This is a genomic window from Salinicola sp. CR57, assembly GCF_003206585.1.
Classification (GTDB): Bacteria; Pseudomonadota; Gammaproteobacteria; order Pseudomonadales; family Halomonadaceae; genus Salinicola; species Salinicola lusitanus.
Window position 1 is genome coordinate 12,757 of the sequence record NZ_PZJL01000005.1, and the last position, 19,300, is coordinate 32,056.

Genomic DNA, 19,300 nt, shown 5'->3' on the forward strand with positions numbered 1-19,300 from the left:
ACTTCGATTAGGATTTTCGAGTTCCGGCGAGGTGAGACAGTGTTGCGCTTGAAAAGATCCTCCCATGGATTGGTCGGGGTGGACATCACGTCCGCTACCGTCAAGCTGCTGGAGTTGGAGCGTCACGCCGGCGGCCTGAGAATCGACAGCTACGCGGTGCGCCCCCTGCGCGAAGGGGCTGTCGTCGAGAGGCGAATTCGCGACAAGAGCGAAGTCGTGGATACGCTGCGCCGGGCGGTCGAGCACGCGCAACCGCGGTCTCGCCGCGCCGTGGTGGCGGTGCCCAACTCGGCTGCCATCACTCGGGTGCTGTCGCTGCCGGTCTCGCTCAGCGACGAGGAGATCGAGGCCCGGATCCAGATGGAGTCCGACAAGTACATTCCGTTCCCACTCAACGAGGTGGCCTTCGATTTCCAGCGCATGCATCGCCATGCCCGCTACCCCGATCAGCAGGAAATCCTGCTGGTGGCCTGTCGTCTGCAGGATATCGAGACGCTCACCTCGACCATGGAAGCGGTGGGGCTGGAGGCGGTGGCCGTGGATGTGGAGGGCTTCGCGCTGGAGCGGGTCTGCCGGGCCCTGCGGGAGGCGGAGGAAGAGGATGACAGCACGGCGCTGGTCGACATCGGCGCCAATCTCTGCGCCTTTCACGTCCTCAAGGGCGGCCGGATCGTCTACAGCCGGGATAATCTCTGCGGCGGGCGGCAGCTCACCGACGCCATCAGCAAGCGCTACGGGATGAGTTTCGACGAAGCCGGCCGGGCCAAGAAGCGAGGTGGGTTGCCCGACGACTATCGCCAGCAGGTGCTGTTGCCGTTCATCGACACCCTGATCCAGCACGTCGGCCGGTCGTTGCAGCTCTACTACACCGCTGCGGGGCAGCAGCAGGTTCGACGCCTCGTTCTCGCTGGCGGATCCAGCGCGCTGCCGGGGTTCGCCGAGCGGCTGCGTGCCCAGAGCGGCCTCGAGGCGATGCTCGCCAACCCCTTTCACCAGATGCGGGTTCATTCCCGGCTGGATGTGGGCGCCCTGGCCGCTGACGCACCGGCGATGCTCACCGCCTGCGGTCTCGCCATGCGGGCCCTGTCATGAGGATCGAGATCAATCTGCTGCCTTGGCGGGAGCAGCGCCGCGTTCACCGGACTCGTCGGTTCAAGCAGGGCTTGCTGCTGATGCTGCTGGTGGGCCTGCTGCTCGGCTGGGGCATCTCCCTGCATGAAAAGTCGCTGGTCCGCGCGGGGCAGGCCAGGGTCGCGCTGATTCAGCGCGATACCGAGGCTCTCACCCGCGATATTCAGGCGATGCGCGATTTCCGCGAGCTGCGGGAGCGCATGCTGAAGCAGATCGAAGTGATCGGCGAGCTCCAGTCGAGCCGGCCGCTGACCGTTCGTGTCCTCGATCAACTGACGGCCACGCTGGTGGATGGCGTCTATTACACCGAGCTGGAGCGCAAGGAGGACCGGCTCGAACTCAGCGGAGTCGCGGCTTCCAATCGTCAGGTGTCCGACCAGATGCGGGCGCTGGATCACAGCCCGGCGTTCGATATTCCGCTGCTTTCGGACGTGCAGTCCGCAGAGGGGCCCGCGGCGGCCAAGCGTTTTCACATGAGTGTCAATCAGCATCCGATCGACGACAGCGTGGCGGGGGCCGGGTCATGAGGCGTCCGACGATGCGCTTCCGGGGGTTGACGGGGCTCCGCGCGACGGCCGGCGAGCAGTGGCGTCAGTTGCGTGAACTGCAGTGGCGCGAACTGGATGTCAAGGAGGCTGGCAGCTGGCCCGCCGGCTTGCAGGTGATGATCGCCGCGGCGCTCCTGCTGGCGTCGTTCTGGGGTGCGCAGTGGTTGCTGGCTTCATCGTCCCGGGAAGTGCACCAGCGGTTGATGGTGCAGGAGCAGCAGGCGCTGCAGCGCTTCGAGACGCTCTCCTTCCAGGCCGTCAATCTCCCGGCGATGAAGCGCCAGATGAGCGAGCTGCGGGCCCGTATGCAGCAGGTGCTCGAAATGCTGCCGAGCGATGCGGAGGTCCCCGCGCTGCTGGACGCCATCAGTGACGCGGCACGCGAGCAGCAGCTCGATATCGATAGCCTCAAGTTGCGCCCGGCGGTGGATCGGGAGTTTTACATCGAGCAGCCCTTCGACATCCAGGTGCGCGGAGACTTCCACCAGATCGCCTCGTTCCTGGCTCGTGTCGCCGCCATGCCGCGTATCGTCACGCTGCACGATTTCACGCTGACGCCGGTGGAAGACCGTCTCCGGCTGTCGATGCTGGCCAAGACCTACCGGTATCGAGAGGATGTCGCACCCGGCGTCGATGCCAAGCCGGGGAGGGGGAAATCGTGAGCGTGAATCGCCTCCTGCTGGCCGGGATGGTCATCGCCAGTGGCCTGCTCACCGGGTGTCAGGATGCCGGCCTGGGAGCGCTGGAGGCGAAGCTGGATGCTCTGCGGCACAAGCCCGAGGGACAGATCGCCGCGCTGCCGCAGATGCCGCAGTACGCCACCGCCGATTACGACCAGAGCCAGCGTCGTAGCCCTTTCGTGGCCGAGCGCGACGAGCATGTCGAGCCGGTGGATAGGGCGCCGCTACCCGATGCCGATCGACCGCGCCAGCCTCTGGAGGCCTTCGAGCTCGATAGCCTGACCCTGGTCGGCACCTTGACGGTGGGCAATACCCCGTCGGGCCTGGTCGCCGCGCCGGATGGCCGGGTCCATCGACTGTTCGAGGGCGACTATCTGGGCCGGGATTACGGCAGGGTCGTCGATGTCGAGTCGCGTGCACTGGCGCTGGTCGAGACCGTGCGGGACTCCCAGGGGGGCTGGACCGAGCGCCGCCAGCGTCTGGCAATGGCACAACAAGAATCCGACGGTGCCAACCGGCGGCAACCAGAGTAGGGGAACCCATGACTCTTCGACGGCATTTCGCCGCTTTGACCGCGACGCTGATTCTGTGGGCGGTGGCGTTCCCCGCCTCGGCGGCCTCCACCCTGACCGCGATGACATTCACCGACCAGGGTTCGGGCCGCCTGGACGTGGGCCTCGACTTCGTCGGTGGCGTTCCGGAGGTTCGCGGCTATCGCACGGACTCCCCGCCCCGGTTGGCGCTGGATCTGCTGGAGACTCGGAGCGGTCTGTCTCAGCCGAGCTTCGCCATCGGCAGCGCCGGAGTCAGTGGGGTGAGGGTGCTGGAGGCTGGGGCGCGCACGCGCCTGGTGTTCGAGCTGGAATCGACGACCGGCTACCGGATCGAGCGAATGTCGGACCGGGTCGTCGTCCACCTGGGTGTCGACTCCGCCGTTTCGCCAGCGACGGCCTCGCCCGCCGGAGGCGTCGACGCCACGGAGAGGGTGTCGGCGGAGCCCAGCGTCACCGCGATCGATTTTCGTCGCGGCACGGGGGGGGACGGGCAACTGCAACTGGAACTCGATCGTGCCGGGGTCGCCGCCGAAGTCACCGGACAGGGGCGGCAGGTTTCGGTCACGTTGCCGGGTGTCACCCTGCCCGACGAGCAGTATCAGACGCTCGATGTCGCGGACTTCGGCACCAGCGTCCAGCGTATCGTGCCGCGGCGCAGCGCGGGCGGGGTGACCTTCGACATCTCCGCGTCCAGTGCCGTGGAGCCGCTGGTGACGCAGAATGGGCGTCGCCTGACGATCGACCTGGCTGCCGCGGGAACGATCGCGCGTCCCGAGCCGGAGGGGCGGCCCAGTTATACCGGGCATCGCATCACGCTAAATTTTCAGGACATCCCGGTTCGCGACGTGCTGTCGATCATTGCCGAGGAGTCCGGGCTCAACGTCGTGGCCAGCGACGGTGTGCAAGGGAACGTGACCCTCAATCTCACCGACGTACCGTGGGATCAAGCGCTCGATCTCGTGCTGCGCAACCACGGCCTGTCGGCTCGGCGTGAAGGCAACGTGATGATGGTGGCTCCCACCGGCGAGCTGGCGAGCCTGCAGCGTCAGACGCTGGAAACCCGCGAGCAGTCCGAGCAGTTGGCGCCGCTGAGCACCGAGTTCGTGCAGATTCGCTATGCCAAGGCCGACTCCCTTGCCGCGCTGCTGCGCGGCGGGGAGGGGGTCGGGATGATGTCGGAGCGTGGCCGGGTCACCGTCGATCCGCGCACCAATACGCTGATCCTGCAGGATACGCGCGATCAGCTGGACGCGATCCGACGGACCATCGACCACCTCGATGTCCCGGTGCGTCAGGTCCAGATCGAGGCGCGGATCGTGATCGCTCGTGACAGCGCGACCCACGAATTGGGCGTCAACTGGGGGCTCTCCTCTCCGCGCGGTCGCCACTTCGATCTGAGTGGTGCGGCCGACGGCAATCCTTCGACGGTGCCGACGACCGCGGATGACCCCGCTCCCTACGGTGGTGGATTGGCGGTCGATCTGGGCAACGCGACCAATCCGGCCAGCGCGTTCAGTTTCGGCTATCTCTCCGGGGACGTGTTGATCGACCTCGAATTGCGTGCCCTGGAGAGCGAGGGCAAGAGCCAGACCATCTCCCAGCCCAAGGTGATTACCGCCAACCAGCGCACCGCGGTGATCAAGCAGGGGCAGGAGGTGCCGTATCAGGAGGCCTCCTCCAGCGGCGCGACGACCACCGAATTCAAGGAGGCCGTGCTGTCGCTCGAGGTGACGCCGCAGATCACGCCCGACGATCGGATCATCATGGATCTGCGCATCAACAACGACGATATTTCCGATACGCGATTCGATGGCGCGCCGGCGATCGATACCAACGAGATACAGACCCAGGTACTGGTCGACAACGGCGAGACCGTGGTGCTTGGCGGGATTCTGACGTCCGAGCAGTTGCGTACGTTGTTCAAGACCCCGTTCCTGGGCGACATTCCCATACTGGGCAATCTCTTCCGCTATACCCAGGAAAGCAACGAGAAGGTAGAATTGCTGGTATTCATCACGCCCAAGATCATCGAGGACGGACTGGCCATTCGCTGATGCGGTCGCTTCCCAATCTTTTTCTCATCGGTCCCATGGGGGCCGGCAAAAGCACAATCGGCCGCCTTCTGGCGGCCGAATTGCAGCGCGAATTCCTGGATAGCGACCATCAGATAGAGGGTCGATGCGGGGCGAACATCCCATGGATTTTCGACGTCGAGGGCGAGCAGGGGTTTCGTGATCGAGAGACGGCCATGCTCGACGAACTCACCCAGCGCAGTGAAGTCGTGATGGCGACGGGTGGCGGCGCGATCATGCGTGAAGTCAACCGCCAACTGCTGCGGGAGCGGGGTACGGTGATCTACCTGGCCACCACCGTCGAGCAGCAGATTCGACGCACCTCGCGGGATCGCAATCGGCCGCTACTGCAGAATGCCAACCCAGAGCAGGTGCTGAGGGATCTGTTCGCGATCCGCGACCCGCTCTATCGGGCCACGGCGGATGTGATCGTGCGGACGGATCGCCGCGGTCCGAGAAGCGTGGTCGGTGATATCCTGCGCCGTGTCTCCCGTCTCGCCGAGCCGCTCGGTGACTCGTCGCCACTCTCTCATCAAAGGTAATCCCCATGTCGTCAGTCTCTTCGCTTTCGGTGGAATCGCTGAGCGTGTCCCTGGGCGAGCGCAGTTATCCGATTCATGTCGGCGCGGGCGTTCTGGCGAGTCAGGAGCATCTGCTGCCGTATCTGGCGGGCCGCCAGGTGATGATCGTGACCAACGAGGTGATCGCCCCGCATTACCTGGCGGCGCTCAAGCAGACGCTGGCCGGCGCCGATCTCGACATCCGGGAAGTCATTTTGCCCGATGGTGAGGCGACCAAGACGCTGGCATCGGTCGAGCGGATCTGGGACGCCCTGCTGGCTGCCGGCTTCAATCGCCGCTGCACGCTGATCGCGTTGGGTGGCGGCGTCATCGGCGACATGGCGGGGTATGCAGCCGCCAGCTATCAGCGCGGTGTCGCGTTCATCCAGATTCCCACCACGCTGCTGGCCCAGGTCGACTCCTCCGTGGGCGGCAAGACGGGGGTCAATCACCCGCGTGGCAAGAACATGATCGGTGCGTTCTGGCAGCCTCGGGCGGTGATCGTCGACACCGACACCTTGCGAACGCTGCCGGCCCGGGAGCTGTCCGCAGGGTTGGCGGAGGTGATCAAGTACGGCCTGATCTGGGACCTCTCCTTCCTCGAGTGGCTGGAGGAGAACCTGGCCGCACTCCGGGCGCTCGACGAGGCCGCCATCCGCCACGCCATTCGCCGCAGCTGTGAGATCAAGGCGGAAGTCGTTGCCGAGGACGAGACCGAACAGGGCGTGCGGGCGTTGCTCAACCTGGGGCATACCTTCGGTCACGCCATCGAAGCGCACCAGGGCTACGGCAACTGGCTGCACGGTGAAGCGGTGGGCTCAGGCATGATGATGGCGGCCCGACTATCCGCCGACCGTGGCTGGCTGAGCGAGGCCGATGTCGAGCGCGTCGCGGCGATTCTGATCGCGGCGGATCTCCCGATCACGGCACCGGCCAACATGCAGGCCGGGGATTTTCTCTCACGCATGCGCCTCGACAAGAAGAACCTCGACAGCCGGTTGCGGCTGATTCTGCTCGAAGCGCTGGGGCGCGCCGTGATCCGGGACGATACCGAGGCCGAGCTGCTCCAGCGACTACTGGAACGTTTTCCCCGCGGCTGATGCGCCACGGCACCGACATCTCTCTCTTCTCCGGTTCCATCCTATCTTCCTTGCCGGCGGAGCTATTCCGGCGACGCCGGCCGCCAACCCGTGCCGTTCGCAGGGATCGCTTCGAAAATTGACGCTGCTCCGGTAGGGCCTCGCCATGGCGTTCGGCAGGGTGGCCATCCATGGCGCTCGCCTGGCCACGATCGGGGGTATCGACGGCTGTTCTTTCCGAACGTTGTCGATATAATTGGTATGCTCCATGCCGTATCGGTATGGGTATCGCGCCTGGATCCCACGACGATCTGGGCCATTAAGCGCAAGGTGTTAGACTTTGGTCTATGTTGGGGTCTAAGCCTTTGTGCTAGCAGTGTATTTTGGTTTGGCCTTTCGCTAAGTCTTCGATTTTAAATGCATTTGCAGCGAGAAAGCCCGGTGCTCGAATTGCGCTGGAGAGGCTGACTGGCTATTCTGTCCGGCCTTTTTGCGCCCCGTCGGCCTCTGGACTGTCGGCGACTCGAGACAAAAATCGGGCCCATGGCACCACTGGTGATCCAGTCGAAAAAATAAGAAAACCGTAAATTATCTCTTTATACCGGACCGAATACAATCCCCTGTATTCCGAACAGCTTTGTGAGGCACGCCCATGATGAGAGGTCTTCACCAGCCTGGCGAATTCCGCGACAACTGCGGTTTCGGCCTGATTGCTCATATGGAGGGGCAGGCCAGTCACGATCTGCTCAAGACGGCGATCGAGTCACTGACCTGCATGACGCACCGTGGCGGCATCGCGGCGGATGGCAAGACCGGCGATGGCTGCGGCCTGCTGCTGAAAATGCCGATGAGCTTCATGCGCGCGTTGGCCGAGGATCAACTGGGCGTCACCCTGGGCGAGCGCTTCGCGGTCGGCATGGTGTTCTTCCCCGATGACGATGCCCGCGAACGAAGCGCCCGCGAGACGCTGGAAGGCGAGCTCGCCGAGCGGGGACTGAGCGTCAAGGGGTGGCGTGACGTGCCTACCGATCCGAGCGTGTGCGGGCCGATGGCACTCGAGTGCCTGCCGCGCATTCGTCAGGTCTTCGTCGAGGGGGAGGTCTCCCAGTCCGACGCGGCGTTCAACGTCGAACTGTTCATGGCACGGCGCCTGGCAGAGCAGAAGCTGCGCCAGGAAGAGGAGTTCTACGTCTGCTCGCTGTCGTCCAAGGTGGTCTCCTACAAGGGCCTGATGATGCCTGCGGATCTTCCCACCTTTTACCAGGACCTGGGCGACGAGCGTCTCGAGACCGCGGTTTGCGTCTTTCACCAGCGCTTCTCGACCAATACGGCGCCGCGCTGGCCGCTGGCGCAGCCGTTCCGCTTCATGGCGCACAACGGCGAGATCAACACCATCGAGGCCAACCGCGGCTGGGCCAACGCGCGCAAGGCCAACTTCGTCAGCGAACTGCTGCCGGATATCGACGGCCTCGACGAGATCGTCAACACCACCGGTTCCGACTCGTCGAGCATGGACAACATGCTCGAGGTGCTGTTGACCGGCGGCATGGATCTCTATAACGCGGTGCGCATGATGGTGCCGCCGGCGTGGCAGAACGTCGAAACCATGGATGGCGACCTGCGCGCCTTCTATGAATACAACTCCATGCACATGGAAGCGTGGGACGGCCCCGCCGGCATCGTGATGACCGACGGTCGCCACGCTGTCTGCATGCTCGACCGCAACGGCCTGCGCCCGGCACGCTGGGTGATCACCGGCAACGGCTACATCACCCTCTCTTCCGAGATTGGTGTCTGGGGCTACAAGCCGGAGTCCGTGGTCGCCAAGGACCGGGTCGGGCCGGGTCAGATTCTCGCCGTCGATACCGAGACCGGCGAGGTGCTGCATACCGACGATATCGATCAGCGACTCAAGTCCGCCTATCCCTATCGTCGCTGGCTCAAGGAGCATGCCCACTATCTCGAGTCGGCACTGACCGAGCTGGCGCGCTTCCAGCCATTCGAGACCGAAGAGCTCAACGTCTATCAGAAGATGTTCTCGGTGACGTTCGAGGAGCGCGATCAACTGCTCAGGCCGCTGGCCGAGAGTGGCCAGGAAGCCGTGGGTTCGATGGGCGACGACACGCCGATGGCGGTGCTGTCGCGGCAGAACCGACTACTCACCGATTTCTTCCGCCAGAAGTTCGCCCAGGTCACCAATCCGCCCATCGATCCGCTGCGGGAAGCGATCGTGATGTCGCTGGAGACCTGCTGCGGGGCCGAGCTCAACGTGTTCGAGGCCACTCCCGAGCATGCCCACCGCCTGATCCTGACCACCCCGGTGCTGTCGCCGCGCAAGTTCACCGCGCTGGTGACCCAGGAGGATCCGGCGTTCGCCTCGGTCCGGCTGCCGTTGCACTACGATCCGGAGACCACCTCGCTGCGCCAGGCGCTGATGGCGCTCTGCCAGCAGGCGGAGCAGGCGACGCGCGACGGCAAGGTGATCCTGGTGCTGTCGGATGCCGAGCTGGAGAAGGGCAAGCAGCCGATCCAGGCGCTTCTGGCCACCGGCGCGGTCCATCATCATCTCGCCAAGCTGGCGCTGCGTCCTCGTGTCAACATCGTGGTCGAGACCGGCTATGCCCGTGACGCCCATCAGATGGCGGTGTTCTTCGGCGTCGGTGCCACCGCGGTCTATCCGTACCTGGCTTATCAGGTGATGGCGGACATGCACCGCACCGGCGAGCTGGTCGGCAATCCGGCGGACGCCCGCGAGAACTACCGCAAGGGCATGCAGAAGGGGCTTTACAAGATTCTGTCGAAGATGGGTATCTCGCAGATCTCCTCCTATCGGGGCTCGCAGCTGTTCGAAGCCGTCGGTCTGGGGTCGGAGGTCATGCAGATGTGCTTCGACGGCATGATGTCGCGCATCGAGGGGACCGGCTTCAGCGAGTTGCAGATGCAGCAGGAACTGGCCGCGCGCGATGCCTGGATTCCGCGCAAGGGCATCCGCCAGGGCGGGCTGGTCAAGTTCGTCCATGGCCACGAGTACCACGCCTACAATCCCGACGTGGTGATGATGCTGCAGCAGGCGGTCCAGCAGGGCGACTACGCCAAGTGGAAGGCGTTCGCACGGCTGGTCAACGAGCGTCCGGTGGCCACGATCCGTGACCTGCTGAAGCTCAAGCCGGCCCCCGAGCCGTTGCCGCTGGAGGAGATCGAACCGGTCGAGAGCCTGCTGCTGCGTTTCGACAGCGCCGGCATGTCGCTGGGGGCGCTGTCGCCGGAGGCCCACGAAGCGCTGGCCCAGGCGATGAACGAGACCGGCGGGCGCTCCAACTCGGGTGAAGGTGGCGAGGATCCGGCGCGCTACGGCACCATCCGCTCCTCCAAGATCAAGCAGATCGCTTCCGGTCGCTTCGGCGTTACCCCGGCCTACCTGGTCAACGCCGAGGTGCTGCAGATCAAGGTGGCCCAGGGCGCCAAGCCGGGCGAGGGTGGCCAATTGCCGGGCGGCAAGGTCAACGAGATGATCGCGCGGCTGCGCTACGCTGTGCCCGGCGTGACGCTGATCTCGCCGCCGCCGCATCACGACATCTACTCGATCGAGGATCTGGCCCAGTTGATCTTCGACCTCAAGCAGGTCAACCCGAGTGCGCAGGTCTCGGTCAAGCTGGTCTCCGAGCCGGGCATCGGTACCATCGCCACCGGGGTGGCCAAGGCCTATGCCGATCTGATCACCGTCTCCGGCTACGACGGCGGCACCGCGGCGAGCCCGATCACCTCGATCCGCCACGCCGGCAGCCCGTGGGAGCTGGGGCTGCCCGAGGTGCACCAGGCGCTGCGCATCAATGGCCTGCGCGACAAGATCCGGCTGCAGACCGACGGTGGCCTGAAGACCGGTCTTGACGTGGTCAAGGCGGCGATCCTGGGGGCCGAGAGCTTCGGTTTCGGTACCGCGCCGATGGTGGCGCTGGGCTGCAAGTACCTGAAGATCTGCCACCTCAACAACTGCGCCACCGGCGTCGCCACCCAGCATCAGGAGCTGCGCGACGAGCACTTCCGTGGCACCGTCGACATGGTCAAGCACTACTTCCGCTTCATTGCCGAGGAAGTGCGTGAACTGATGGCACTGCTGGGCGTGCGCCAATTGACCGATCTGATCGGGCGCACCGATCTGCTCGAGATGCTGGAGGGTGAAACGGCGGCGCAGCGCAAGCTCGACCTGAGCCCGCTGCTGGCCAACGACTTCGTGCCCAAGGACGCACCGCAGTTCTGTCAGGTCAGCCGCAACGTGCCGCATGATCCCGGCGCCAAGAATCAGGAGGTGTTCGAGGCGCTGCTGCCGGCGATCGAATCGAAGTCCGGGGGCGAGTTCACGTTCGAGATCACCAACTGCGATCGCTCGGTGGCGGCACGGGTCTCCGGCGAGATCGCCAAGCGCTACGGCGAGGCGGGGCTCGAAGACGCCCCGATCACGGCGCGCTTCACCGGCGTCGCCGGGCAGAGTTTCGGGGTGTGGAACGCGCGCGGGTTGAACCTGTATCTGGAAGGCGATGCCAATGACTACGTCGGCAAGGGCATGAACGGCGGCAAGGTGGTGATCGTGCCGCCCAGGGCCAGTCGCTTCCTGAGCCATGAGACGGCGATCATCGGCAATACCTGCCTCTACGGCGCCACCGACGGCAAGCTGTTCGCCGCCGGCATGGCCGGCGAGCGCTTCGGTGTGCGCAACTCCGGTACTCATGCCGTGATCGAGGGCGCCGGCGACCACTGCTGCGAATACATGACCGGCGGTCTGGTCTGCGTACTCGGCAAGACCGGGATCAACTTCGGGGCGGGCATGACCGGCGGCTTCGCCTACGTGCTCGACGAGGATCGCGGTTTCGTCGATCGCTACAACCATGAGCTGGTGGAGATCCATCGGATCAACACCGAATCGATGGAAGCCTATCGTCGTCACCTGCGCGAAGTGATCACCGAATACGTGGAAGAGACCGACTCGCCACGGGGGCATGCGATTCTCGAGGATTTCTCCGACTTCATTCGCCATTTCTGGCTGGTGAAGCCCAAGGCCGCAAGTCTCAACGGTTTGCTGGCCCAATCCAGGCGGCAGCCTGAGTAAGAGTCGATGACCGTCCGACCCGGAGGTTCGGCCTCCGGGATACCGGCATCGACCGGAATCGAGAGCGTCGTCCGCCCAGTGAGGAGAGGGAACATGGCAAACCGTTTGAGCAACGACTTTCAATTTATCGATGTGGGGCGGCGTGATCCGCAGAAGAAGGATGCACGCAGCCGGGCGAAGGAGTTCGCCGAGATCTACGAACCGTACAAGCCCAGTGAGGCGGCCAGCCAGGCGCACCGCTGCCTGCACTGCGGCAACCCTTACTGCGAGTGGAAGTGCCCGGTTCACAACTACATTCCCAACTGGCTCAAGCTGGTCAGCGAGGGCAACATCCTGGAAGCGGCGGAGATGTCCCACCGCACCAACTCGCTGCCGGAGGTGTGCGGTCGAGTCTGTCCGCAGGACCGGCTGTGCGAGGGCGACTGCACGCTGAACGACGGCTTTGGCGCCGTCACCATCGGTTCGGTGGAGAAGTACATCACCGACACCGCGTTCGCCATGGGCTGGCGTCCGGACATGTCCAACGTGGTCATGACCGACAAGCGCGTGGCGATCGTCGGGGCAGGCCCGGCGGGCCTGGGCTGTGCCGATGTCCTGGTTCGCAACGGCGTGAAGCCGGTGGTGTTCGACCGCTACCCGGAGATCGGCGGGCTGCTGACCTTCGGCATTCCGGAGTTCAAGCTCGAGAAGCACGTGATGGAGCGCCGTCGCGCGGTGTTCGAGGAGATGGGTGTCGAGTTCCGGCTCAATACCGAGATCGGCCGGGACATCACCTTCGAGCAGCTCGACGCCGAGTTCGACGCGGTCTTCCTCGGCATGGGCACCTACAAGTACATGGTCGGCGGCTTCCCGGGCGAGGAGATGGATGGCGTCTACAAGGCGCTCGACTTCCTGATCGCCAATGCCAATCACCACATGGGTTTCGAGAAGAATCCGGCCGACTACGTCTCGATGCAGGGCAGGCGGGTCGTCGTGCTTGGCGGTGGCGATACCGCGATGGATTGCAACCGCACCTCGATTCGTCAGGGCGCGGCCAGCGTGACCTGTGCCTATCGCCGGGACGAGGAGAACATGCCGGGCTCCAAGCGCGAGGTGGCCAACGCCCGCGAGGAGGGGGTCGAGTTCCTGTTCAACCGACAGCCGGTGGCGATCGTCGGCGAGGGCAAGGTCGAGGGCGTCAAGCTGGTGCGTACCCGCATGGGCGAGCCGGACGACAAGGGGCGACGCAGCGCGGAAGTGGTCCCGGGCTCCGAGGAAATCCTGGCCTGCGACGCGGTGGTCATCGCGTTCGGCTTCCAGCCCAGCGAGATCGAGTGGTTCGAGACGCATCAGATCGAGATCGACGAGCGCGGCCGGGTGCTGGCGCCGGAAATCCCGGCGCAGATGGAGCGCTTCGCCTACCAGACCAGCAACGAGCGAGTGTTCGCCGGTGGCGATATGGTACGGGGCTCCGACCTGGTGGTGACGGCGGTCTACGAAGGGCGCCAGGCGGCGGAGGGGATTCTCGACTACCTCAAGGTGTGACACCGGCCGGGCGCCTCGCGCGCTCGGCTACCGACTCGTAGCGAGTCGCGAAGGACGCCAGCGCTGGCCTTGACGCCAGCGTTGGCGTCTGTCGTTGATAGCCCGGGCCGGCGCCAATCATGCGCCTCGACGACTCGAGCGAGAAAAGCGCTCGTTCCCGGCGGTGGTATAAAGGGGAGCCAGCCTTTACAGTGGCGCGCCCAACATGAATCGCAGACTTTGGAAGGCCAAACCATGATCAGGCTTGAACGTAATATCCTCGACCAGGCGAATACCCACCTGCGCGTGCTGGAAGATCACGTGCTGGATCAGGACGGCGGTGACCAGGCCATTCTGGTGAGTGGCCAGCTGAACGCGCTGTTTTCGCTGGCCAAGCTCAACGACAGCGGGATGTCGGACGAGTGTGTCGGCATGCTCGAGGAGATCGAGCGCCGCTCCAACATCTTGACCTCCCGCTTGCCGACGCGCGGCTGAAGTTCCGCTCGGCTGACCGCAGGACCGGCCCGTATCAGCTCATGGCGATACGGCCGACCAGAGTCTCGACGCGCTGCGGCGAGGAGTCCGCGAGGACCTCTCGCGCCTCGTCGAGTCGATCGGCTTCCAGATTGAGCAGCAGTACGCCGGCCACCTTGCCGTCCTCCAGGTAGTAATAGACCCCACGGCCGGAGTCGGGATCGGCGTCTTCGACGATGTCCAGCGAACTGTCCATGCGGCCAACCGCTTTCCAGGCGAAGTCGAAGACGTTGGAGTAGAAGTAGGGCGTGTGATCGTAGGTCTCGTCGCTACCCGCCATGATGCGCCCGGCCGTCTGGCCCATCTGATTGGCGTTGTCGACGTGTTCGGCATGCCAGCGGCCGAGGATCCGATCCGGGTAGGTCGCGACATCGCCGGCGGCGAAGATGGCCTCGTCCGCAGTGGTCAGGCGGGCGTCGACGAGAATGCCGCCGTCGGTCTCGAGGCCTGCCTCCTCGGCAAGCGCCACGCAGGGCTCGACGCCCAGCCCGAAGATGGCCGCGTCCGCCTCCAGGCTGGCGCCGTCGTCCAGCGCAAGGGTGACGCTTCCATCCTCTTCGCGCCCGCCGGTGACCTTGCGTCCGCCCAGGAGAGTGACGCCTGCGTCTAGGTAGGCCCGGTGCAAGCGATCGGCGACGCCGGGCGGGAACATCGCGCCGCCCAGCACGTCCTCGGGGTGGATCAAGGTGACCCGACAGCCGTTCTGGACCAGCGCCGCGGCCAGTTCCGTACCGATATAGCTGCCGCCGACAACGGCGACGTGCAGGCCCTGATCGGCGAGCCGCCGCAGGCAATCGTAGTCCTCGACGGTGCGAAAATAGCGCACGCGCTCGCTTGGCGGCAGATCGATCGTCACGGGAGCGCCACCGGTGGCCAGCAACAGCCGGCCGTAGCCGAAGGTATCGCCGCTGGCTGTTGTCACTGTCCGTTGCTGGCGGTCGATGGCCGTGACTCGGGTATTGGTGTGAAGCGTCGTGCCGGCGTGCTGTTCCGGCTGCATCCAGATCTTGTCATAACCGAAATCGGGGTCGGTCCACAGTTTCTTCGAGAGCGCAGGGCGGGTGACCGGCCCGTTGGGTTCGGCGCCGAGGATACCGATGGTGCCCTCGGCATCAAGCTCGCGAATGCCTTCCACGGCGTTGGCGGCGACCATGCCGGCGCCGACGATCAGATAGTCGTAACGTTGCATATCCACTCCCTGGCATGCCTTGAGGTTGGGGCGCCACCGCTCCCGATGGCGTCGCTGGGGGTTCTTGGCCCGGCCTCGCGGGCGATGAACTCAGCGTAGTTCACCCGTGACGCTCCATGCCAAGGTGCGATGGCGGGGGAGCATCCGATCGGCGCTGACGTTAGAATGCGCGTCGGGCCGTCGCTCGTCGGTCACGCTGACTACCACCGCTTCCTTGCGCTCGAATGCTGCCTGCGCCACCCGGCACTGCTCTGGAGAACAAACTCGATGTCATCCTGGTTTCCCCGCTGGCGGCGCGTCGATGCCGCTCGTCACCAAGGCCTGGTCGCGCCCGACGAGGCGTTGCCGCCGGCGCAGACGCTGCTGATGGGCATCCAGCACGCCGTGGCGATGTTCGGCTCCACGGTGCTGGCACCGCTGCTGATGGGTTTCGACCCCAACCTGGCGATCCTGATGTCGGGCATCGGCACGCTGCTGTTCTTCGTGATCGTCGGCGGGCGGGTTCCCAGCTACCTGGGCTCCAGCTTTGCCTTCATCGGCGTGGTGATCGCCGCCACCGGTTACGCCGGCAGCGGTGGCAACCCCTCCATCGCTCTGGCACTGGGGGGCATCATCGCCTGTGGCGCGATCTACACCCTTATCGGCGTGGTGGTCATGGCGCTGGGCACGCGCTGGATCGAGTACCTGCTGCCGCCGGTGGTAACAGGGGCGATCGTGATGACCATCGGCCTCAACCTGGCGCCGGTGGCGGTCTCCAGCGTGAAGGGGTCCAGTTTCGACGCGGCGATGGCTCTGGTGACCATCCTCTGTGTCGGCCTGGCCGCGGTGCTGACACGTGGCATGCTCCAGCGGTTGCTGATTCTGGTGGGTCTGGTGGCGGCCTACGCCATCTATGCGCTGGTCACCAACGGCCTGGGCTGGGGAGCGCCGATCGATTTCTCGGCGATCGGTGCGGCCGATTGGTTGGGGATGCCCGCGTTCACGGCGCCCTCGTTCAGCCCCCATGCGATCGTGCTGATCGCGCCGGTCGCGATCATCCTGGTGGCGGAGAACCTCGGCCACATCAAGGCGGTAGGGGCGATGACCGGGCGTGATCTCGACCCCTATATCGGCCGGGCTTTCGTCGGTGACGGCCTGGCGACGATGGTCTCCGGGGCATCCGGCGGCACCGGCGTGACCACCTATGCCGAGAATATCGGGGTGATGGCGGTGACCCGGGTCTACTCGACCCTGATCTTCGTCGCTGCCGCCGGCTTTGCCATCCTGCTCGGTTTCTCGCCACGTTTCGGCGCATTGATCCAGACCATTCCCGGCCCGGTGCTGGCCGGCACCTCGATCGTGGTGTTCGGGCTGATCGCGGTGGCCGGCGCCCGTATCTGGATCCAGAACGGTGTCGATCTGGGCGATAACGTCAACCTGATCGTGGCGGCGGTGACCCTGGTGCTGGGTGCCGGCAATTTCTCCATCGACTTCGGCGGCTTCACTCTCGACGGCATCGGGACGGCCACCTTCGGTGCGATTATTCTGCATCTCGTGCTGCGTCGTGGCGCCGGGTGCAGGCAGGACGTAGCCGGTTGATGCCGATCCGGGCTTCGTTTCGGGCCCATTGAACGTTAGTCTTGGGTGGCGCGGGTCCGAGCCGTGGCGCTACCCGAACCACCTTGAACCCTTGTCGATCGCGTCCGAGATAGAGTCCCCAATGAGCGATGCGCAGTCCAGCGATATCCATGCCGACGAACAGGCGCCCACGACGCAGTCGATCGCGATGACGCGCGAGGTGCTGGAGCAGGACCTGATTCGCCGTCACTTCGAGCATGTCTACCCGGAGGTGGCGTTGAAGAGCCACCAGGAGCTGCGCAGCTCGATCCAGCACGTTCTGGCCACCGCGCCCCCTGGCGTCCAGTTGCGGGACGGGGTGTATCTCTTCGCCTATGGCTCGCTGATCTGGAATCCGTGTGTCGAGGTCGCCGAGCGTCACACCTGTCGGCTCTACGGTTACCATCGCGACTTCTGCCTCAAGCTCGATCACGGCCGGGGCACTCCCGAGACCCCCGGACTGATGCTGGCGCTGGCGCCGGGCGGTTCCTGCCATGGCGTGGCGCTGCGTGTCCCCGGCGATCACCTCGAGCGCGAACTGGAGCTGGTATGGCGGCGCGAGATGCTGACCGGCGCCTATCGGCCTCGCTGGATCAAGCTGAAGACGGACGTCGGCCCGATATGGGGAGTCGCCTTCGTGATCAACCCGCATCACGAGCGCTATATCGGTCGGCAGCCCGACGAGGCGGTGGTGCACCTGCTGCGTACCGGCCGCGGCGTGCTGGGATCCTGCCGCGAGTACCTCGACAACACGGTCGGCGATCTGCACGCGCTCGGCATCCGGGACCGGCGGCTGGAGTCGCTGCAGCGCGCCGTCGCTGGCTGATGCGCCCCGGGGGGATGACGAGGGCGCGATCCAAAATTGAGCCTTCCGCACGAGTCTGGTAATCTGACGTCCCATCCTGGCCCGACTTTCTCCCCCGGGTCTTTTCTCACGAGCTTTACGACCACGATTCGACAGGTTTTCCATGACACGATATATCTTCGTGACCGGCGGCGTTGTGTCCTCACTGGGCAAGGGCATTGCGTCCGCTTCGCTGGCTGCGATTCTCGAGGCCCGCGGCCTCAAGGTCACCATCCTCAAGCTGGACCCGTACATCAACGTCGATCCGGGCACCATGAGTCCGTTTCAGCATGGCGAGGTGTTCGTCACCGAGGATGGCGCGGAAACCGATCTCGATCTGGGGCACTACGAGCGCTTCATCCGTACCAAGATGACCCAGAGCAACAACTTCACCACCGGTCGGGTCTACGAGCACGTGCTGCGCAAGGAGCGCCGGGGCGATTACCTCGGCGGTACCGTGCAGGTGATCCCGCATATCACCGACGAGATCAAGCACCGCGTGGTCAAGGGGGGGGAAGGCTACGATGTGGCGCTGGTGGAGATCGGCGGCACCGTGGGCGATATCGAGTCGCTGCCGTTCCTGGAGTCGATTCGCCAGCTGCGTAGCGAAGTCGGCGCCAATCGTGCCCTGTTCATGCACCTGACCCTGGTGCCCTACATCAAGACCGCCGGCGAGACCAAGACCAAGCCGACCCAGCACAGCGTCAAGGAGCTGCGCTCTATCGGTATCCAGCCCGATATCCTGATCTGCCGCAGCGAGGTCGAACTCGAGGAGAGCGAGCGGCGCAAGATCGCGCTGTTCACCAATGTCGAGGAGCGCGCCGTCATCCCGCTGCAGGATGCCGACACCATCTATCGCATCCCGCTGATGCTGCACGAGCAGGGTCTCGACGATATCGTCTGCGACAAGTTCCGTCTCGACGCCCCGCAGGCGGACCTGGCCGAATGGATCCACGTCCTCGATGCCAAGCTCAACCCGCTCAAGACGATCAACATCGCCATGGTCGGCAAGTACATGGAGTTGCTCGACGCCTACAAGTCGCTCAACGAAGCGCTGATTCACGCCGGCATCCAGACCCGGGTGAAGGTCAACGTCGAATATATCGATTCTGAACTGATCGAGCGCCACGGCACCGAACGCCTGGCGGGGAAAGATGCGATCCTGGTGCCGGGCGGCTTCGGTGAACGGGGCGTCGAGGGCAAGATCCAGACCGCCCGTTTCGCGCGCGAGAACGATATCCCCTATCTCGGTATCTGCCTCGGCATGCAGGTGGCGGTGATCGAGTTCGCCCGCCACGTGGCGGGTTGGGCCGATGCCAACTCCACCGAATTCACTCGCGAGACCCAGCACCCGGTGGTCGGCCTGATCACCGAGTGGATCAACCCCGAAGGGCAGATCGAGCTGCGCGACGAGGCCTCCGATCTCGGCGGCACCATGCGCCTCGGCGGCCAGGAGTGCCGACTCAAGCCGGGTTCCAGGGCGCACGAGGTTTACGGCCTGGACACGATCACCGAACGCCACCGCCACCGGTTCGAGGTCAACGAGCAGTTCGTCGAGCAGCTCGAGGCGGCGGGGCTGGTTGTCTCCGGCAAGAGCGGTGATCAGGCGCTGGTCGAGATGATCGAGCTGCCTGACCATCCCTGGTTCGTGGCTTGCCAGTTCCACCCCGAGTTCACCTCGACCCCGCGCGACGGCCATCCGCTGTTCACCGGTTTCGTCAATGCGGCGCTGGAGCATAAGGCCCAGCGCCAGCGCCAGCACGGCATGGCCCATCAGGAATGACCGTATGACCCGGCGGGGGATGAAGCGATTCATCCCCCGCTGTCGTTGGAGAGACTGGACCTGGGATGCCTGCGCTGGCTAAGCTCCGGAACTGCTAACATGATGGTGATGGAATCACCGCGC

The 19,300-nt window shown here is 64.9% G+C and carries 14 protein-coding genes; 13 read left to right on the top strand and 1 reads right to left on the bottom strand.

Annotation, left to right across the window (positions count from 1 at the left end; genetic code table 11):
* The first annotated feature begins 78 nt into the window (after nt 1-78).
* The 10 genes from pilM to DOM56_RS06720 all read left to right on the top strand — a co-directional run bounded on the left by pilM (nt 79) and on the right by DOM56_RS06720 (nt 13,726).
* Complete coding sequence (gene pilM / locus DOM56_RS06675) at nt 79-1,092, top strand: type IV pilus assembly protein PilM (protein ID WP_232822209.1); 1,014 nt, start codon at nt 79-81, stop codon at nt 1,090-1,092.
* The gene (locus DOM56_RS06680; RefSeq protein ID WP_110708085.1) at nt 1,089-1,658 is read left to right on the top strand and encodes a PilN domain-containing protein; all 570 of its coding nucleotides are present in this window, start codon (nt 1,089-1,091) and stop codon (nt 1,656-1,658) included. The genes pilM and DOM56_RS06680 overlap by 4 nt, the downstream gene beginning before the upstream one ends.
* The gene (locus tag DOM56_RS06685) at nt 1,655-2,341 is read left to right on the top strand and encodes a type 4a pilus biogenesis protein PilO (RefSeq protein ID WP_232822210.1); all 687 of its coding nucleotides are present in this window, start codon (nt 1,655-1,657) and stop codon (nt 2,339-2,341) included. Before DOM56_RS06680 ends, DOM56_RS06685 begins: the two co-directional genes overlap by 4 nt.
* Nucleotides 2,338-2,892: a pilus assembly protein PilP gene (locus DOM56_RS06690; RefSeq protein WP_110708087.1), complete on the top strand. Its 555-nt coding sequence runs from the start codon at nt 2,338-2,340 to the stop codon at nt 2,890-2,892. The genes DOM56_RS06685 and DOM56_RS06690 overlap by 4 nt, the downstream gene beginning before the upstream one ends.
* An 8-nt stretch (nt 2,893-2,900) precedes the next feature.
* Nucleotides 2,901-4,967 carry a type IV pilus secretin PilQ gene (pilQ, locus tag DOM56_RS06695; protein WP_110708088.1) on the top strand — a complete coding sequence of 689 codons (2,067 nt, stop codon included), beginning with the start codon at nt 2,901-2,903 and terminating at the stop codon, nt 4,965-4,967.
* Nucleotides 4,967-5,527, top strand: coding sequence for a shikimate kinase AroK (gene aroK / locus DOM56_RS06700; protein WP_110598929.1), 561 nt, complete (start codon nt 4,967-4,969; stop codon nt 5,525-5,527). The genes pilQ and aroK overlap by 1 nt, the downstream gene beginning before the upstream one ends.
* Before the next feature lie 5 nt (nt 5,528-5,532).
* Nucleotides 5,533-6,645: a 3-dehydroquinate synthase gene (gene aroB, locus DOM56_RS06705; protein WP_110708089.1), complete on the top strand. Its 1,113-nt coding sequence runs from the start codon at nt 5,533-5,535 to the stop codon at nt 6,643-6,645.
* Nucleotides 6,646-7,276: 631 nt separating this feature from the next.
* On the top strand, nt 7,277-11,728 hold the full coding sequence (gene gltB / locus DOM56_RS06710) for a glutamate synthase large subunit (RefSeq protein WP_110708090.1): 4,452 nt from the start codon (nt 7,277-7,279) through the stop codon (nt 11,726-11,728).
* 93 nt (nt 11,729-11,821) lie between these two features.
* Nucleotides 11,822-13,252 carry an FAD-dependent oxidoreductase gene (locus tag DOM56_RS06715; protein ID WP_110598924.1) on the top strand — a complete coding sequence of 477 codons (1,431 nt, stop codon included), beginning with the start codon at nt 11,822-11,824 and terminating at the stop codon, nt 13,250-13,252.
* Nucleotides 13,253-13,486: 234 nt separating this feature from the next.
* A complete protein-coding gene (locus tag DOM56_RS06720; protein ID WP_110598922.1) occupies nt 13,487-13,726 on the top strand; it encodes a hypothetical protein in 240 nt (79 codons plus the stop codon).
* A 34-nt stretch (nt 13,727-13,760) separates the two neighbouring features.
* Here the strand turns inward: DOM56_RS06720 and DOM56_RS06725 are convergent, their stop codons facing one another.
* The gene (locus tag DOM56_RS06725) at nt 13,761-14,954 is read right to left on the bottom strand and encodes an FAD-dependent oxidoreductase (RefSeq protein WP_110708091.1); all 1,194 of its coding nucleotides are present in this window, start codon (nt 14,952-14,954) and stop codon (nt 13,761-13,763) included.
* A 267-nt stretch (nt 14,955-15,221) separates the two neighbouring features.
* Here DOM56_RS06725 and DOM56_RS06730 point away from each other — a divergent pair, with 267 nt between their 5' ends.
* The 3 genes from DOM56_RS06730 (at nt 15,222) to DOM56_RS06740 (ending at nt 19,177) form a co-directional block, all read left to right on the top strand.
* Nucleotides 15,222-16,532 (top strand): solute carrier family 23 protein, encoded by a 1,311-nt coding sequence (locus DOM56_RS06730; protein WP_110708092.1) that lies wholly within the window; start codon nt 15,222-15,224, stop codon nt 16,530-16,532.
* Between the two features lie 121 nt (nt 16,533-16,653).
* Nucleotides 16,654-17,376, top strand: a complete 723-nt coding sequence (locus DOM56_RS06735) for a gamma-glutamylcyclotransferase (RefSeq protein ID WP_110708093.1) — start codon at nt 16,654-16,656, stop codon at nt 17,374-17,376.
* Between the two features lie 142 nt (nt 17,377-17,518).
* Nucleotides 17,519-19,177, top strand: coding sequence for a CTP synthase (locus tag DOM56_RS06740; RefSeq protein ID WP_110598914.1), 1,659 nt, complete (start codon nt 17,519-17,521; stop codon nt 19,175-19,177).
* The last annotated feature ends 123 nt before the right edge of the window (nt 19,178-19,300 follow it).

Bases quoted from the DNA above. Each gene is read 5' to 3' on its own strand.
- aroK (WP_110598929.1), top strand. From the start codon at position 4,967: ATGCGGTCGCTTCCCAATCTTTTTCTCATCGGTCCCATGGGGGCCGGC.
- DOM56_RS06735 (WP_110708093.1), top strand. From the start codon at position 16,654: ATGAGCGATGCGCAGTCCAGCGATATCCATGCCGACGAACAGGCGCCC.
- aroB (WP_110708089.1), top strand. From the start codon at position 5,533: ATGTCGTCAGTCTCTTCGCTTTCGGTGGAATCGCTGAGCGTGTCCCTG.
- gltB (WP_110708090.1), top strand. From the start codon at position 7,277: ATGATGAGAGGTCTTCACCAGCCTGGCGAATTCCGCGACAACTGCGGT.
- DOM56_RS06725 (WP_110708091.1), bottom strand. From the start codon at position 14,954: ATGCAACGTTACGACTATCTGATCGTCGGCGCCGGCATGGTCGCCGCC.
- DOM56_RS06680 (WP_110708085.1), top strand. From the start codon at position 1,089: ATGAGGATCGAGATCAATCTGCTGCCTTGGCGGGAGCAGCGCCGCGTT.
- DOM56_RS06720 (WP_110598922.1), top strand. From the start codon at position 13,487: ATGATCAGGCTTGAACGTAATATCCTCGACCAGGCGAATACCCACCTG.
- DOM56_RS06730 (WP_110708092.1), top strand. From the start codon at position 15,222: ATGTCATCCTGGTTTCCCCGCTGGCGGCGCGTCGATGCCGCTCGTCAC.
- DOM56_RS06685 (WP_232822210.1), top strand. From the start codon at position 1,655: ATGAGGCGTCCGACGATGCGCTTCCGGGGGTTGACGGGGCTCCGCGCG.
- DOM56_RS06715 (WP_110598924.1), top strand. From the start codon at position 11,822: ATGGCAAACCGTTTGAGCAACGACTTTCAATTTATCGATGTGGGGCGG.
- DOM56_RS06740 (WP_110598914.1), top strand. From the start codon at position 17,519: ATGACACGATATATCTTCGTGACCGGCGGCGTTGTGTCCTCACTGGGC.
- pilQ (WP_110708088.1), top strand. From the start codon at position 2,901: ATGACTCTTCGACGGCATTTCGCCGCTTTGACCGCGACGCTGATTCTG.